Source organism: Flavobacterium daemonense, from assembly GCF_007341385.1.
GTDB lineage: Bacteria > Bacteroidota > Bacteroidia > Flavobacteriales > Flavobacteriaceae > Flavobacterium > Flavobacterium daemonense.
The window spans coordinates 260,945-276,425 of sequence record NZ_VJYD01000004.1 but is presented as its reverse complement, the minus strand read 5'-3'; the positions used below and the strand labels follow the sequence as shown (position 1 = coordinate 276,425).

Below are 15,481 nucleotides of genomic sequence, written 5' to 3'. Positions count from 1 at the left end.
TGGTTTCTATTTTAAATAAATCTGTCAGATTGATTATTTGACTGGCTGATTTTTATAAGTTTCAATTTCGAAAATTAAAGTAGCGTTTGGCGGAATTACACCTCCGGCACCTTTTTCGCCATAAGCTAAGTTTGAAGGAAGAAAGAAAATTGCTTTTTCTCCGTCTGTCATCATATCTAAAGCTTCAATAAATCCCGGAATCATACCGTCTTTTTTTCCAACTGTAAAAGGGAAAGCTTTATAACCTCCTGCAGCATCTCTGCTTGCGTCATATTTGCCATAAGCTTGTGCAACTTTAGCCATACTGCTGTCAAAAAGATTTCCGTCTTCAAAATAGCCTGCATAGTGGAAATAAATTGTAGATCCTTCAGCACCTTTTACACCAGTTCCTTTTTGTGTAACTACATATTTTAAGCCAGATGCAGTTGTAGTTGCTTTTGCTTTTGTTGCTGCAAAATAAGCCGCTTTTTGTGTGACTACTTTTTTAGCTTCTTCTTTTTTAACATCTTCTTTTTTTGCATCATCAGCCAAAACTTTTACAGCATCAAATTTTTTAGCTGCAGCGCCTTTTCGCGTAATGGTGATTTTGTTCATGATATCATCTTGAACAATTTTGTTTACATTATCCATTCCAGAAACTACATGACCAAAAATGGTGTGTTTTCCGTTTAACCAAGGCGTATCTTTATGGGTAATGAAAAATTGGCTTCCATTTGTAGCTGGGCCAGAATTTGCCATTGCCAAAATTCCGCCTTTATCAAATTTTAATTCTTCGGTAAATTCATCTTTAAATGCATAACCAGGACCTCCAGAACCATTTCCGTCAGGATCTCCCCCCTGAATCATAAAATCATTAATTACGCGGTGAAATTTTAAACCGTCATAAAATGGTTTTCCTTTTAGTTTTTCTACTTTAACATTTGGGTTTGTTCCTTCTGCCAAAGAAATGAAGTTTGCCACCGTAACTGGCGCTTTTACATATTCCAATTTTACAACGATATCTCCTTTTGTAGTTGAAATTGTTGCAAAAATACCATCGTTAGGATCAGCTGGAACAACTGGTTTTGCAGCTGTAGTTTTAGCAGGAGCAGCTTTTGGTTTTGCTGCCGGTTTTTTTGTTTGTGCTTGAAGATTTACAACTGCCAAACAGAATAATAATAGAAATTTAAATTTCATCTCGTGTCAAGTTTAAGTCTGCGTACTAATTTATTATTGTGGTTTTTCTAATAATTGAATTTCGAAAATGATGTTTGCATTTGGCGGAATAACTCCTCCAGCACCAGTTGCACCATAAGCTAAATGAGACGGAATAAAAAGAACGGCTTTGTCTCCAAAAGAAAGCTGCTCAATTCCTTCAATAAATCCCGGAATCATACCGTCTTTTTTTCCTGCTTGAAACGGGATTGGCTGATAACCATTTTGTTCTGCTCTTGTCGCATCATATTTTCCGAAAGCTTTTGCAACTTCAGCAACACTTGAATCAAATAAAGTTCCGTCTTCTAGAAAACCTGAATAGTGAATGTAAATATGAGTTCCAATAGCAGGTTTTTTGCCAGATCCTTTTTCAGTAATAACATACTCTAGACCTGTACTTGTTTTAGTAGCTTTTGGTCTGATAGAAGCATAATAAGCAACTTTTTCTTTTTGAACGCCTGCATATTTGCTTTTTTCTTTTTCAACTTCTGTGAAATAGTCATGGAATACTTTTACAGCATCAAATTTTTTAGCGGCTTCACCATTTCTGATAATAGTAACTTTTACAATTGTATCGCCTTGTTTTACTTGGTTTACAACTTCTTGCCCTTTTTCAACAACATGACCAAAAATGGTGTGTTTTCCTGTTAGCCAAGGCGTTTCAACGTGTGTGATGAAAAACTGGCTGCTGTTTGTGCCAGGACCATTATTTGCCATAGCCAAAACACCAGCTTTGTCAAATTTCAAATCTGTGATTTCGTCTTTAAATTTATATCCTGTATCACCAGAACCAGTTCCTTCAGGATCTCCAGACTGAATCATGAAATCTTCAATAACTCTGTGGAATTTCAATCCGTCATAAAAAGGTTTGTCTTTTTTGTAGTCTTTGGTTACAAATTCATTTTTTCCTTCTGCCAAAGTCACAAAGTTTGCTACAGTAACAGGTGCTTTTTTATAATCTAATTCAACAATGATGTGTCCTTTATTTGTTTCAATATCGGCATATAAACCATCAGGCAAGTTACTATGCTCATCTTTACAAGAGTAAAGCGAGGTTACGGCTAATAGTAATACTAAAATACTTTTTTTCATTTCTAAAATGTTTTTTTAAGGGTTTACTGTATCTTTTTTGATTTGTGAGGCTGGTTTTACAGCAATAGGTTTTGGTGCAGCAGGTTTTGGTGTTTGTCCTGCCGGAGCTTGTGCAGTATTGGTTTGTGCCGCTGGAACTGCCGTTTTTGGCGCTGCAGGATCTGGAACAAAATTGCGAAGCGTTACGGTGCACATTAAAGATTCATTTGGACCAATTTTGTTGTTGTCGCCATGATATCCGTATGCAATGTGTGACGGAAATAAAAACGTAACGGTTTCATTTTTGTGCATATACTTGATACCGTCGCGCAATCCCATCATAATATCTTGCTTGTCTACATAATAGGTTTGTGGACCAAGATCAGCTTCTGAGTAAATTATTTTGCCTTGAATATCTTTTATTTCTAAATTGTAATAAGCAATATCACCTTTTTTTGGCGCTAAAGTTTCATTTGGGTTTTTCTCATCATAAAAGAACCAATATCCTTTTCTAGTGGCGTAATATTTTACTTTCGGATTGCTTTTTATGATTTTTTTGATGACTTCTTCTTCATTGGCTACTAATTTTTTATTTCGGTCGGCCGATTTTTTCATGAAAGTTCCCGAAGCCCTAGAAAGCGGTCTTCTGGCTTCTTCATGCTGTTTGCAGCTAGCTAATAAAATAGTAAAAAGAAGTGTGTAAATACTGATTTTTAAATATTTCATATTCGGTTATATGGTTAGTTTAGTTACTAAATCTTCAAATTTATTTAGTGTTTCTTCCATCGACAATAGCGATTTTCCGCCAGCAGCATTACTGTGTCCGCCACCATTGAAATGATCTCTTGCAAATTGATTTACATCAAATCCGCCTTGTGAGCGGAACGATATTTTGATGATTTTCTCTTCTTTATTTTCGATAAAAATAGCAGTAAAAACAATACCTTTTATACTTAAGCCATAATTTACAATTCCTTCTGTGTCGCCTTTAACATAATCAAAGGAATCTAATTCATCCTGAGTAAGTGAAGTGTACGAAGTTTTATGCGCTTCAAGAACTTTCATATTCTGCAGTGCGCGTCCAAGCAATTGAAGACGGCTGTAGGAGCTATTGTCAAATAATAAAACCGGAATTTGAGTGTTTTCAACTCCCAAATCTATTAATTCGGCAATAATTCTGTGCGTGTCGCCTGTTGTTCCTGGAAAACGAAATGAACCAGAATCGGTCAAAATTCCTGTGTAAATGCAGGTTGCGATTGTTTTGTCGATATCTCCTTTTTTGTTTAAAAAAGAAATAAAGTTGTAAATCATTTCGCAAGTTGACCCAAATGAAGTGTCAGAATACATGTATGTCGCATAATCATCAGGTTTTTGATGATGATCGATCATGATAAACGGAACTGTTAGTTTGTCTAAAGCTTGTTCCATGATTTCGCCAGTACGATGAAAAGCATTAAAATCAAGGGTGAAAATCAGCTCTGCTTCTTCTAATATTTTGGTGCAGTTTTCAGTATCTTTTTCAAATATTTTTACTGTTTCAGAACCTGGAAGCCAAGCTAAAAAATCAGGAAAATCATTTGGCGCAATTACTGTTGCCTGATGATTATTTTTAAGTAAAAAATGGTATAATGCTAAAGTTGAACCCATAGCATCGCCATCTGGTCCTCTGTGTGGGATTATTGCAATTTTCTTTGGGGCAGAAAGAAGCAACTGTATTGCCTGAATATCTTGTATTTTCATAGTGTGCGAATTTACATTTTTTTAATGTAATGTTGCAATCATTTTAGAGATTAACACACTTTTAAGTAATGAGGTTTTAATTGTGAAATGTGAATTGTGAAATGTGAATTGTGAAATGTGAATTGTGAATTGTGAAATGTGAATTTTGGAATTTCGGTTAAAGATGTTCCAATTCTTCTTTTTTAAATCGCTGGTACAATTTATATTTTGCTCCTTTTACGATTTGTGATTTGTAAATCCCAATAGAACCCGAAGAAAAATAAGCTATTGTACAGCCAATTGCGATAAAGAGCCCCGGCTGAATTCCGAATAATTCCATTCCCATAATCGTGCAAGCGATAGGAGTGTGGGTCGCGCCAGAGAAAACGGAAACAAATCCAATTCCGGCCAAAAGTGCTATTGGCATTGGAATTACAATTGATAAGGCACTTCCTAAAGTTGCGCCTACAAAAAATAAAGGTGTTACTTCACCGCCTTTAAATCCGGCTCCAAGTGTAAATCCGGTGAAAAGGATCTTCAGCAAAAAGTCGTACCATTGAGTTGCATTCGAAAAAGAATCAACAATGACCGGAACACCAAGTCCTGAGAATTTTGTGAATCCAAAACCTGCAATGGCAATCGCCAAAACTACGCCGCCAATAACCGGGCGAAGTGGCGGGTATTTTATGTTTTTTGAAAAAAGAGAACTCCAAAAATGAGTGCTTCGTGCAAATAATGAAGCTGCAAAACCAGATAAAGTTCCAAGAATTATAGTAAATATTAAGTTGTTTAGGCTGAATTCAGGAACAATTGGAATGTTGTAATGTGTATGTTTTATTTGCCAAAATTCTACTGTGAAATACGCTGCGTAAGCAACTAAAAAGGAAAGCAAAATGCTTTTGAAATTGATTTTGCTGAAATATAAAACTTCTAAAGCAAAAATTGCGCCTGCCAACGGAGTTCCAAAAACCGATGCAAAACCGGCACTGATTCCGAGGATGATTAAAATTTTGCGTTCAGAATTGTCGAGTTTGAAAATTTTGGTGAATTGATCGGCAATTGCTCCTCCCATTTGTACTGCAGTTCCTTCACGTCCCGCTGAACCTCCAAATAAATGCGTCAACAAAGTTCCTAAAAGAACCAAAGGTGCCATTTTAAACGGAATCACTTTTTGCGGATTTTCGTATTCTTCCAACAATAAATTATTCCCTTTCACAACAGATTCTCCCCAGTAATAATAACTCAATCCAACCAATAATCCGCCGAAAGGCAAAAGCCAGATAATCCAGTCATGCTGCATTCTAAATTGCGTTGCCCACTCTAAAGAAACAAGAAAAAATGCGGATGCAGATCCTGATAAAATACCAATTAAAGCACAGATAAGAATCCATTTTGGAAGAGAAAGAAGGAATTGTTTAATGTTTTGAGAGGTCATTAAATGTTTGATTTTTTTCTGCCACGAATTTCACGAATTTCCACGAATTAAAATAGAAAAAATCATTTTTAATCTTTTTTATCTGTGGCAAAAGAAAAATAATTAGTGCAAATTTGTGCAATTCGTGGCGGAAAAACATTTATTGTACTACAGCAGTAAATTCGATTTCAACCAAATATTCTGGAGCGACTAATTTACTGATTCCATAAAATCCTGTTGTAGGTTTTACATCTTTAAAGAAAGCTGAGTGTGCTCTCGCAACTTCTTCAAAAGTAGAAACATCTGTTGTAAAAATTCTAGTTCTGATCACGTCTTTAATTCCCACATTCAAGTCCTCCAAAACTTTTTCAACGCGTTCGATTATGTTATAAGTCTGAGCATAAGCATCGTCAGCTTTTACTTTGTCGCCGTCAACGATTGCTACAGTCCCAGAAACTTCAATGATGTTGCCAATTCTTACAGCACGGCAGTATCCCATTTTGTCTTCCCACGGTGATCCTGTTAAGATGTTTTCTCTTTTCATTTTATGAGTTTTTTTGAATTGTTTTTGACAGTTTTAAAAAACAAATTCAGGTTAATTAATGCGCAGCAATTTATGAAATACGAGCGTCAAATGGAATTGTTTTAGCTTGAAATCCCTGTTAAAATTGGTCTTTTTTGTGATATTTTGAAATCAGTTTTTCTTTTAGCGATTTTCCTGTTCTTCGTAAATTCGGAGTTTGTTTTGTGTTGTTGTCAAATGATGCTGCAATGCTTCAATCTTATTAAGCAAATGATAAATCGCATCAATTCCTTCTAAATTGATATTAAGGTCATAATGCATTCGCATCATTTTCTCGATCGCTGGCAATTGTTCCGGCTCGAGAAATTCGTCATTTTCTTCAAAAATAATTTCGACTAAACCGTAATTATTTAGTTCTTTTATAAACGTATTTTCAATTTCGTGATACAGACAAAATTGTTTTATTTGGATTAAATTTTTACTGCTCATGATTTCTTAGTTTAGATAATTCGGCAAATAATTCTTTTTCTTTTTCGGATAATTTGGTCGGAATTTTCAAATTGTACGTCACGTACAAATCGCCAAATTGATTCTCTTTTTTATAAACAGGAAAACCTTTTCCTTTTAATTTGACTTTAGTTCCTGTTTGTGTTTCGGCTGGAACTTTGATTTTTACTTTTCCGTCGAAAGTCTTGATGCTGATTTCGCCACCCAAAATTGCAGTGTACAAATCCAAATCAACATTTGAATACAAGTTATTTCCTTCTCTTTTAAAATCGGAATTATTTGAAATCGAAAACGTAATGTACAAATCTCCATTTGGACCACCATTGACACCAGCGCCACCGTGCCCCGGAATTTTTATGACCTGTCCATTTTCGACTCCGGCCGGAATTGTAATTCGGATATTCTTGCCGTTTACGGTCAAACTTTGTTTGTGCGTCGTGTATGCCGATGCTAAATCCAATTGTAATTCGGCATTGAAATCCTGACCTCTATATTTTGACTGGCTTCTGGAACTTCGGCCAGAACCATACATCGAATTGAAGAATTCTGAGAAATCACTTCCTGAAAAATCACCTCCAAAACCAGAAAAATCTTGTCCGCTTTGCTGTCTTGAATATTGCTGTTGTTGCTGATTTGGGTCATAACGAGCTTTTTCAAATTCATCAGCATGCTTCCAGTCTTTTCCGTATTTGTCGTATTTTTTACGATTTTCCGGATTGCTCAAAACCTCGTTGGCTTCGTTTATTTCCTTGAATTTTTTCTCCGCTTCTTTATCATTCGGATTCAGATCGGGGTGGTATTTTCGAGCTAATTTCCTGTAGGCTTTTTTTATTTCGGCCTCAGTTGCAGCTTTTGTTACGTCTAAAGTTTTATAGTAATCGATATAATCCATCTTTTTGATTTTTTATAAACGTGAATTAAAACCTTGAATTTAAGAATAAGTTGTTAACTATCAAAATATGAAGCTCTTTTTGAAGGAAAATGAATTGTATTTTCTGTAGCCACTTGGAATTTGGATTTTGTCTATTGAAAATTTTTTAAAGGAATATTGGCAAGTTTTTTGATTCTAAAAATTAGCCCAAATTATTGTTATAAAATCCTTAAAGTTAAAGTGCGTAAGTAAATTATATTATTTTTGCTTAGCTATACTATATATTTTATAAAATTAAAAGGCGAGATCGATAAAACTTTTTCAATGAAGCATATTTTATTTTTCATATTATTTTTTACCGCTGCAACAGTATCAGCCCAAACCGAGTTTAGTACTAAATTCAAGAGCATTCCAGCTCCAAAGTTTGGTGCAAAGCCAAAAAAAATGCCTGATCCAGCGATGCCGGATCTTAATGATCCTGCCGCTCCAACTTCTGAAATTCCGAGTATCAAAACTCCAAATGTTTACGATAATAACAAATTAACCACAAAATCTAAATTTCAGGTAGGCGAAGAAAAAAGCAAATTTACAATGTCAACTGAAACCGATTTTGCAAATCCTGGCGATCGTTATGTGGCGAAAATGGAGAAAGATGTTGATAAAGCTTTAAAAGACGCCGGACTTCGCGAAGGCAGAGGAACATTGGTAAAACACAATATTTCGTTAGGTGATTTCAGAACAAAATCAAAATATTTTACGGTAAAGCTTCGTGATTTTGGAGCAATCGACGGCGACCTAGTAAAAGTTTCAAATAATGATAGAGTAATTCAGGACCAGATATTTTTGAATGCTAATTTCAAAGACATAAGAATAGATCTTGCTGACGGATTCAATAAACTAGATTTTGAAGCTTTGAACATAGGAACTCTTGGAGGAAATACTGCCGAAATTCAAGTGTTTGACGATAAAGGACAATTAGTTACAAATGACTATTGGGATAATTTAGCCGCCGGATTTAAAGCGTCGATAGTTGTGACGAAAGAATAACGTAGCTAGCGCTAGGAGCAAAGCGACAAAGGTTCAAAGGGACAAAGTTTTTCACTTCGTTAACCTTTGAACCTTTGTCGCTTTGTCACTTTGTTCCTTTTAGAATGGATCCGCAGTCACCTTAAACTTCATATTTGCTTTAACAGTAACATCTTTTGTTAAAGTTTCTTTCAAAGTTACTTGGGTTCTTATTTTGTAGCTGTCTGCTTTTATGTATTGATCCAGTTTTTTATCGGTACAAATCAAATCAATAGTGTTGCTTGCTGACATGATATTATCTTGATACGCCAATTCAATTTCATCAGAATTTGCGGTTGAAATATACAAATGAACCGATTTTAGAAAAGTAAAAGTCTTGTCAGAAGGATCTGAAATCGATAATTGAAGTGATCTTAATTTGACATCTTTTACCAAACTGGCTTTAGTTTTATTGTTTTCAAATTCAGCAGATGAATTTGTTGTTACTTCTGGAGTGATTATTTCCGAAGGCAGATTTATTGGCGAAGTGCTCTTGATTTTTATCGAAGTTTCATTAGAAATACTGAAAGTCAACAAGTCATCAACAGCATCACAAGAAGTTAAAAATATTGACAGCACAAGCGTCAGGGCAATAAATTTTGATTTCATAGTTAATTTAAATTGGGTTTTTCGTTAGATACGAAATATTTTAAAGTTTGGATTTTTCTTTTTTTTAGGTTCAGAGTTGCAAAGGGGCAAAGGGACAAAGGGACAAAGGGACAAAGGGACAAAGGGACAAAGAAGAAAAAACCTTAGAACCTTTGCCACTTTGAACCTTTGCACCTAAAATCGAAGATGTGAAAAAAAAAATATTTTTTTTTCACATCTTCGATTTTTCATTTTGGAATATAAAAAGTATTTTTGCGCATGCAACACAACGTACTTATTTTAGATTTCGGATCGCAATATACACAGCTTATTGCGCGTAGAGTTCGCGAATTAAATATATTCTGCGAAATTTTCCCTTACAATCACATTCCGAGTGATTTATCAAGTTATAAAGCCGTAATTTTAGGAGGAAGCCCTTTCTCTGTTAGAGGAGAAGATGCACCGCATCCTGATTTATCGCAAATTAGAGGTAAAATGCCTTTATTAGCTGTTTGCTATGGAGCGCAATATTTAGCTCATTTCAGCGGTGGAGAAGTAGCAGCTTCAAACACAAGAGAATACGGAAGAGCAAACTTGTCATATATTAAAGAAGGAGAAACTTTTTTTGAAGGAGTTTCAGAAAACAGCCAAGTTTGGATGAGCCATAGCGATAGTATCAAAGCGCTTCCAACAAATGCTGTAAAATTAGCAAGCACGCATGATGTAGAATTTGCTGCTTACAAAATTGAAGGCGAAACAACTTACGCAATTCAGTACCATCCAGAGGTTTATCATTCAACAGATGGGAAGAAAATGTTGGAAAACTTCTTAGTTAAAATTGCTGAAGTTCCTCAAAACTTTACTCCAAATGCTTTCGTTGAAGAGATTGTTGAAGAGTTAAAACAGAAAATAGGAAACGACAAAGTAGTTCTTGGTTTATCTGGAGGAGTTGATTCAACAGTAGCGGCGGTTTTATTAAACAAAGCAATCGGACAAAATTTATACTGTATTTTCGTTAACAACGGACTTTTGCGTAAAAACGAATTCCAAAATGTATTAGATCAATACAAAGGAATGGGATTGAACGTTAAAGGAGTTGATGCTGGAGACCGTTTCCTTGGTGAATTAGCAGGAATCAGCGATCCTGAAACCAAACGTAAAACAATCGGGCGTGTATTTATCGAAGTTTTTGATGATGAATCACACTTGATCGAAGACGTAAAATGGTTGGCTCAAGGAACTATTTATCCTGACGTAATCGAATCGGTTTCGGTAAAAGGACCATCGGCTACAATCAAATCGCACCATAATGTTGGTGGATTGCCAGATTATATGAAATTAAAAATTGTAGAACCACTTAGAATGTTGTTTAAAGACGAAGTTCGTAGAGTTGGTGCTACTTTAGGAATTGATCCTGAATTATTAGGAAGACACCCTTTCCCAGGACCTGGATTATCAATCAGGATTTTAGGAGATATTACTCCAGAGAAAGTACAAATTTTACAAGATGTAGATTCTGTTTTCATCGAAGGATTAAAATCTTGGGGATTGTACGATAAAGTTTGGCAGGCTGGAGCAATTTTGCTTCCTGTAAACAGCGTAGGTGTAATGGGCGACGAGCGTACATACGAAAAAGTAGTAGCGCTTAGAGCCGTTGAATCTACAGACGGTATGACTGCTGACTGGGTTCATTTGCCTTACGATTTCTTGATGAAAGTATCAAACGACATTATAAACAAGGTAAAAGGCGTGAATCGCGTTGTTTACGATATAAGTTCAAAACCACCTGCAACAATTGAGTGGGAATAGTAAGATTTTTCAAATTAAGGCGTTACATTTGTAATGCCTTAATTTTTTAAAACCTACTATTTATGAGAGAATTTTTAACGTTTTTTCTTGTCTTTATTTTGTCTTTTAACAGAATAACTGCACAAGATTCATTTATCGAGCACAAAATTCAAAAGGGAGAAACCGCTTATTTTATAGCCCAAAAATATAAGGTTTCGGTTGATGAAATCTACAAATTCAACCCCGAATCACAAAACGGAATCAAAGACAATCAAATTATAAAGATTCCAGTTCATTCTTCAGAAAAACCAAAATCAGATCAAAAAATTACGCATATTGTAGGCGAAAAGGAAACGCTTTACGGTTTGTCAAAAAAATACCAAGTTTCTCAAGAAGCTCTTCAGGAAGCTAATAAAGAAATTCTTGCCGGCGGACTTCAAGTTGGTCAGGAATTAATTATTCCGCAAACGAATTCAAATCTTCCCAAAACAGAAATTACAAACTCTGCAAAGGCAACGCATCTTGTTGTTGCTAAAGAATCGTTGTTCAGTATTGCAAGACAATATAATGTCTCCGTTCAGGATTTAGAAAATCAAAATAAGGATTTATTGCAAAACGGATTGCAGATTGGACAGACCATTGCAATTCCGAATAAAAGGAAAACCGTTGACGGAAGAGTTCGCGTGATTAATCAGGAAACAATTTTTCATGTAGTTGAACCTAAAGAAACTAAATTTTCGATTTCTAAAAAATACGGAATTTCAATTGATCAGCTGGAATCTCAAAATCCTGAAATTGTAAACGGATTAATTGTTGGAAATAAATTGGCTATCAATACCAAAGAAATCAAACCAACAAATGAAAGCGAAGAATTGATGCTGGTTCTTGCCGAAAAACAAGTTGTAGTTGAAAAAACTAAGGCCAAAACAGTTGAGATTGAAGATTTAAAAGATCGATTGGTTATTCAGAAAGAGATGAATCAGAAGATTATAAAAATTAATGATCTCAAAGTGAATCTGAATGACATGAATGGTTCTAAAGAAAATTCAGTTGAAAAACTACGATTGGTTTTAGAAGCAAACAAAAATGTTCAAGATATTTTAATGGCTAAATTAGATTCATTAGTCAATACAATGAACAATGATTTAGTGGAACTGAAACGCATGGATATTTTGAATGTTGATGAATCAAAACGATTGGAAAAACAATCCTATGAAAGTATCGGAAAAACGAGCGAATTATCTTCTCAACTGAAAAAAGAATTGGCCGAAAACCGAAAAGCATACGCTGGTTTGATGAATAAAGTGGAGAAAATTGCCGTTGAAGAAAATCAGGAATACAAGAAGAAAATCCGCGAAAGCGAAAAAAATAATAACGTTAATTCCATTCAGCAGCGACTTTCGTTAGAAGAAATAAAACGTTATAAAATTGAGCAGGAGCAAGGCGATGCACAAAATCAATTGTTAATTGCAAAAATTGATTCGCTCGACGTTCAAAAGAAAATTGAGATAAAACGCCACATCAGCAAAGCCTCTTATTATAGCATGGAAGCCAGAAAATTTGATGATAAACTGGCTTTGGTAAAGCTGAAAAAGTATCAGGATGAGGCGATTAAAAATCAGAAAAAAGCAACTTCAAATGAAAACACAAAAACGCTTTCATTAGAAGAAATGAAGCAAGAATTAAAAGAAAATCCGCTAAGAACGGATAAAACAGTAAAGGTTGAAGTTTTTGATAATCTTAAAGAAGTTTCAAATGGGTATTACTTAGTTTTAGGTATATTTACAGACGCAACATTGCGCGATAACTTCATTATGAAACTTATTGATTCTGGTGATTTTAACGCAAGTTTCTTTTTCAATATAAACAGTCTTTCGTATTATGTGTACTCAGATAAGTTCGAAAACATGGAAGAAGTTTTATATAAATGCAAGAAAAAGGAAGATGATGAGTTATATAAAGAGGTTGTCATTGTTAAAGCTGAAATTGATCTTAGATAATTTTTAGGCCGAAATTAACAATGGCCCGAATCTTGCTCTAGCAAGAATTTAGTAACTTGTTTTGAATTAAAAATTAAATTGTTTTAAGCATATTATGAAGTATTATTCAACATTATTGTCTCTCGTTTTTTTGGTAACCTGCTCTGCTTTTTCGCAAGAAAAAGTCGTGAAATATACAGTTACAGGCGGCGAAACGATAAACCAGATTGCGGTAAAATTTAAAGTTACGCCTTATGATATTTATGCGCTGAATCCAGATGCTAGAAATGGAGTAAAACCAAATACAGTATTGTTGATTCCTGCAAGTGGAGGAAAAGCAGTAGCAAAATCAGAAGCAACTGTGGCGAAAACGCAAAGTAATTCGAAAGAAATTGTTCATGAAGTACAGCCAAAAGAGACTTTTTGGAGTATTGAGAATAAATATGGAATTTCGGATGAAGCGCTGAAAGCTGCCAATCCATTTTTAGAAAAAGACGGCGTTCAGACTGGACAAAAATTGGTAATTCCTGCAAAAGGCGCTGCACCAAAAACTGCATCTGCAAGTGCAAAAACGGTGAAAAGTACAGCACAAGAAAAGTATGTTTATCATGATGTTTTGCCTAAAGAAACGAAATTTGGCATCGCAAATAAATATGGTATTTCTGTTGCAGAATTAGAAAAACGTAATCCTGAAATTGTTCAGAATTTGCCAATTGGTTATAGATTGACAATAAAAGGAACTGCACCAAAAACTGACGCTGCGCCAATTGCAAATACGGTGAAACCTCAAGAAACTAAAAAAGCTGAAACTTCTAAAAAAGTAGTTTCTTATATGGAATATCAAGTAAAACCAAAGGAAACTTTTTACAGCTTGGGAAGAACATTTCATTTGAGCCAAGAAGAGTTGACGGCATTAAATCCGGCGCTTTCTGAAGGCGTAAAAGAAGGAATGGTTTTAAAAGTTCCGACAGGATATTTAGCACCACAGCCAATTATTCAGCAAGCACAGCCACAGTTGGTTGAAAAAACAGTTGAGAAACCAATTGAAAAAGCTGCTGATACGCCAAGCGGAATTAAAATTGTAGATAAAGTAAAATCGGAAACCGTTTCGGCGGATCCTGAAGTGGTGGAATTGACTAAAAAAAGAGGTCAAACAGATCGTCAAAAAGTAGTTTTGTTGTTGCCTTTTAATTTGGCAAAACTTCAAAGCGATACGACAAGTATGGCAACGAAGATTAAAAACGATAAATTTTTGAACATGACACTTGATTTTTATTCGGGAGCGATGATGGCAATTGATTCGGCTAAAACTTTAAAACTGCCAATTGATGTTGCTATTTATGATTCACAGGAAACCAAAACGTCATCAAATATTTCAAGTTTGATTGCTCAGAATAAATTACAGAATGCAAGTGCAATAATTGGACCATTTTATCAAAACAATGCCGAAGCGACAGCAAACATGCTTCGTGCAGATAGTGTACCGGTAATTTCGCCATTATCAAAAGATGCGGCAAACCCAATTGATAATTTGTATCAAGCGATTCCGTCAAATGATGTAATTCGTAATGCTGTTTTTGATTACATGCGAGCAAAAAATGGAAATATTGTCGCGGTTGTCGATAAGAAAAAAGAATCGGTGATTAATTATATTAAACAAAATCAAAAAGGAGTAGTTTTTGCTGCTTTGACAGAAACTGGCGGATTAGATGTTGCCAATTTAAAAAGTCTGCTTTTGCCAAATAGAATGAATTATGTGGTGATGGAAACCGGAAATACGGCAATGGTAAAAAATACGATAAAAGCATTGCTTGATTCTCAGAAAACGTGTCAAGTGCAATTAGTTATTTTAGAACCAAACAGCACTTTAGACACAGACGAAATCAGTTTTGATAATTTAATTAAACTGAAGTTGATGTATCCGTCAATAACGCGTGAAAGCGACGAAGCAGGTGCTTTGATTTTCAAAAAAGCATATAGATTAAAAAACAAGGTAAATCCGAGTACGTATGCAACGAAAGGATTTGATGTTACTTTTGATACCATGATGCGCTTGGTTCAAGGGAAAACATATCAAGAAACGGCAGATTTAATGACCACAGAACAAGTGGATAATAAATTTCAATATTACAAAAAAGAAGATGGCGGACACGCAAACAAAGGTGTTTACATTTTATATTACGACACCGATTTAACTTTAAAAGCAGCAAATTAATGACATCAAAAGTAACCTATTTAGGCGATTTAAGAACAAGTTCAATTCACGTGCAATCTGGAAGCGAAATTATCTCAGATGCACCATTAGATAATAACGGAAAAGGCGAGGCTTTTTCTCCAACAGATACAGTTGCTAATGCTCTAGCAAGTTGTATGATGACTATTATGGGAATAAAAGCTCGTGATTTACAAGTTGATTTTGTTGGTTCTACAGCCGAAGTAACAAAAATCATGAACGCAGAGCCAAGACGAATTGGAGCAATTGAAATTGTTTTTGACATGAAAAGCAATGCCGATGAAAAAAGCAGAACAATTTTAGAACGTGCAGCAATGACTTGCCCAGTATTCTTGAGTTTAAGCAGTGAAATTGAAAAGAAAATTACTTTTAACTGGGGTTAATCAGTAATTCTTACCGATAAAATAAAGAAAGGGCATCCAAAATAATAGGATGCCCTTTCTCACTTTAACTAACCAATAAAAAATTATTTTTCTTCTGTTTTTCAATGCCAGCAGAAATATTATTTAATAAAATACATGACACTATT

14 protein-coding genes are annotated in these 15,481 nt (G+C 34.9%); 5 read left to right on the top strand and 9 right to left on the bottom strand.

From position 1 onward, the window contains the following. Positions 1-33 precede the first annotated feature (33 nt). The 8 genes from FND99_RS07400 to FND99_RS07365 all read right to left on the bottom strand — a co-directional run bounded on the left by FND99_RS07400 (position 34) and on the right by FND99_RS07365 (position 7,320). A complete protein-coding gene (locus FND99_RS07400) occupies positions 34-1,176 on the bottom strand; it encodes a peptidylprolyl isomerase (protein WP_144337333.1) in 1,143 nt (380 codons plus the stop codon). Between the two features lie 33 nt (positions 1,177-1,209). Then, positions 1,210-2,286, bottom strand: coding sequence for a peptidylprolyl isomerase (locus FND99_RS07395; protein WP_144337332.1), 1,077 nt, complete (start codon positions 2,284-2,286; stop codon positions 1,210-1,212). Positions 2,287-2,301: 15 nt separating this feature from the next. Next, complete coding sequence (gene gldI / locus FND99_RS07390; protein ID WP_144337331.1) at positions 2,302-2,991, bottom strand: gliding motility-associated peptidyl-prolyl isomerase GldI; 690 nt, start codon at positions 2,989-2,991, stop codon at positions 2,302-2,304. A 6-nt stretch (positions 2,992-2,997) separates the two neighbouring features. Further along, a complete protein-coding gene (locus tag FND99_RS07385) occupies positions 2,998-4,005 on the bottom strand; it encodes a DHH family phosphoesterase (protein ID WP_144337330.1) in 1,008 nt (335 codons plus the stop codon). Between the two features lie 157 nt (positions 4,006-4,162). Then, positions 4,163-5,419 carry a voltage-gated chloride channel family protein gene (locus FND99_RS07380; protein ID WP_144337329.1) on the bottom strand — a complete coding sequence of 419 codons (1,257 nt, stop codon included), beginning with the start codon at positions 5,417-5,419 and terminating at the stop codon, positions 4,163-4,165. Positions 5,420-5,558: 139 nt separating this feature from the next. Then, on the bottom strand, positions 5,559-5,942 hold the full coding sequence (locus tag FND99_RS07375; RefSeq protein WP_056204327.1) for a RidA family protein: 384 nt from the start codon (positions 5,940-5,942) through the stop codon (positions 5,559-5,561). Positions 5,943-6,104: 162 nt separating this feature from the next. After that, complete coding sequence (locus FND99_RS07370; protein ID WP_144337328.1) at positions 6,105-6,410, bottom strand: chaperone modulator CbpM; 306 nt, start codon at positions 6,408-6,410, stop codon at positions 6,105-6,107. Continuing rightward, positions 6,400-7,320: a DnaJ C-terminal domain-containing protein gene (locus FND99_RS07365; RefSeq protein ID WP_144337327.1), complete on the bottom strand. Its 921-nt coding sequence runs from the start codon at positions 7,318-7,320 to the stop codon at positions 6,400-6,402. The genes FND99_RS07370 and FND99_RS07365 overlap by 11 nt, the downstream gene beginning before the upstream one ends. Before the next feature lie 303 nt (positions 7,321-7,623). On the opposite strand from FND99_RS07365, the gene FND99_RS07360 reads away from it, so the two are divergent. Beyond that, positions 7,624-8,346: a hypothetical protein gene (locus tag FND99_RS07360; protein WP_144337326.1), complete on the top strand. Its 723-nt coding sequence runs from the start codon at positions 7,624-7,626 to the stop codon at positions 8,344-8,346. A gap of 99 nt (positions 8,347-8,445) precedes the next feature. Here the strand turns inward: FND99_RS07360 and FND99_RS07355 are convergent, their stop codons facing one another. Further along, a complete protein-coding gene (locus FND99_RS07355) occupies positions 8,446-8,973 on the bottom strand; it encodes a hypothetical protein (protein ID WP_144337325.1) in 528 nt (175 codons plus the stop codon). 258 nt (positions 8,974-9,231) lie between these two features. On the opposite strand from FND99_RS07355, the gene guaA reads away from it, so the two are divergent. The 4 genes from guaA (at position 9,232) to FND99_RS07335 (ending at position 15,335) form a co-directional block, all read left to right on the top strand. After that, on the top strand, positions 9,232-10,761 hold the full coding sequence (gene guaA, locus FND99_RS07350; protein WP_144337324.1) for a glutamine-hydrolyzing GMP synthase: 1,530 nt from the start codon (positions 9,232-9,234) through the stop codon (positions 10,759-10,761). A gap of 62 nt (positions 10,762-10,823) precedes the next feature. After that, the gene (locus FND99_RS07345) at positions 10,824-12,740 is read left to right on the top strand and encodes a LysM peptidoglycan-binding domain-containing protein (RefSeq protein ID WP_144337323.1); all 1,917 of its coding nucleotides are present in this window, start codon (positions 10,824-10,826) and stop codon (positions 12,738-12,740) included. A gap of 94 nt (positions 12,741-12,834) precedes the next feature. Further along, positions 12,835-14,934, top strand: coding sequence for a LysM peptidoglycan-binding domain-containing protein (locus FND99_RS07340; protein WP_144337322.1), 2,100 nt, complete (start codon positions 12,835-12,837; stop codon positions 14,932-14,934). Beyond that, a complete protein-coding gene (locus FND99_RS07335) occupies positions 14,934-15,335 on the top strand; it encodes an OsmC family protein (RefSeq protein ID WP_144337321.1) in 402 nt (133 codons plus the stop codon). The genes FND99_RS07340 and FND99_RS07335 overlap by 1 nt, the downstream gene beginning before the upstream one ends. Positions 15,336-15,481: the final 146 nt, after the last annotated feature.

Coding starts and splice junctions, on each gene's coding strand:
- FND99_RS07375 (WP_056204327.1), bottom strand. CDS start 5,942: ATGAAAAGAGAAAACATCTTAACAGGATCACCGTGGGAAGACAAAATG.
- FND99_RS07380 (WP_144337329.1), bottom strand. CDS start 5,419: ATGACCTCTCAAAACATTAAACAATTCCTTCTTTCTCTTCCAAAATGG.
- gldI (WP_144337331.1), bottom strand. CDS start 2,991: ATGAAATATTTAAAAATCAGTATTTACACACTTCTTTTTACTATTTTA.
- FND99_RS07365 (WP_144337327.1), bottom strand. CDS start 7,320: ATGGATTATATCGATTACTATAAAACTTTAGACGTAACAAAAGCTGCA.
- FND99_RS07370 (WP_144337328.1), bottom strand. CDS start 6,410: ATGAGCAGTAAAAATTTAATCCAAATAAAACAATTTTGTCTGTATCAC.
- FND99_RS07335 (WP_144337321.1), top strand. CDS start 14,934: ATGACATCAAAAGTAACCTATTTAGGCGATTTAAGAACAAGTTCAATT.
- FND99_RS07385 (WP_144337330.1), bottom strand. CDS start 4,005: ATGAAAATACAAGATATTCAGGCAATACAGTTGCTTCTTTCTGCCCCA.
- guaA (WP_144337324.1), top strand. CDS start 9,232: ATGCAACACAACGTACTTATTTTAGATTTCGGATCGCAATATACACAG.
- FND99_RS07340 (WP_144337322.1), top strand. CDS start 12,835: ATGAAGTATTATTCAACATTATTGTCTCTCGTTTTTTTGGTAACCTGC.
- FND99_RS07400 (WP_144337333.1), bottom strand. CDS start 1,176: ATGAAATTTAAATTTCTATTATTATTCTGTTTGGCAGTTGTAAATCTT.
- FND99_RS07360 (WP_144337326.1), top strand. CDS start 7,624: ATGAAGCATATTTTATTTTTCATATTATTTTTTACCGCTGCAACAGTA.
- FND99_RS07345 (WP_144337323.1), top strand. CDS start 10,824: ATGAGAGAATTTTTAACGTTTTTTCTTGTCTTTATTTTGTCTTTTAAC.
- FND99_RS07355 (WP_144337325.1), bottom strand. CDS start 8,973: ATGAAATCAAAATTTATTGCCCTGACGCTTGTGCTGTCAATATTTTTA.
- FND99_RS07395 (WP_144337332.1), bottom strand. CDS start 2,286: ATGAAAAAAAGTATTTTAGTATTACTATTAGCCGTAACCTCGCTTTAC.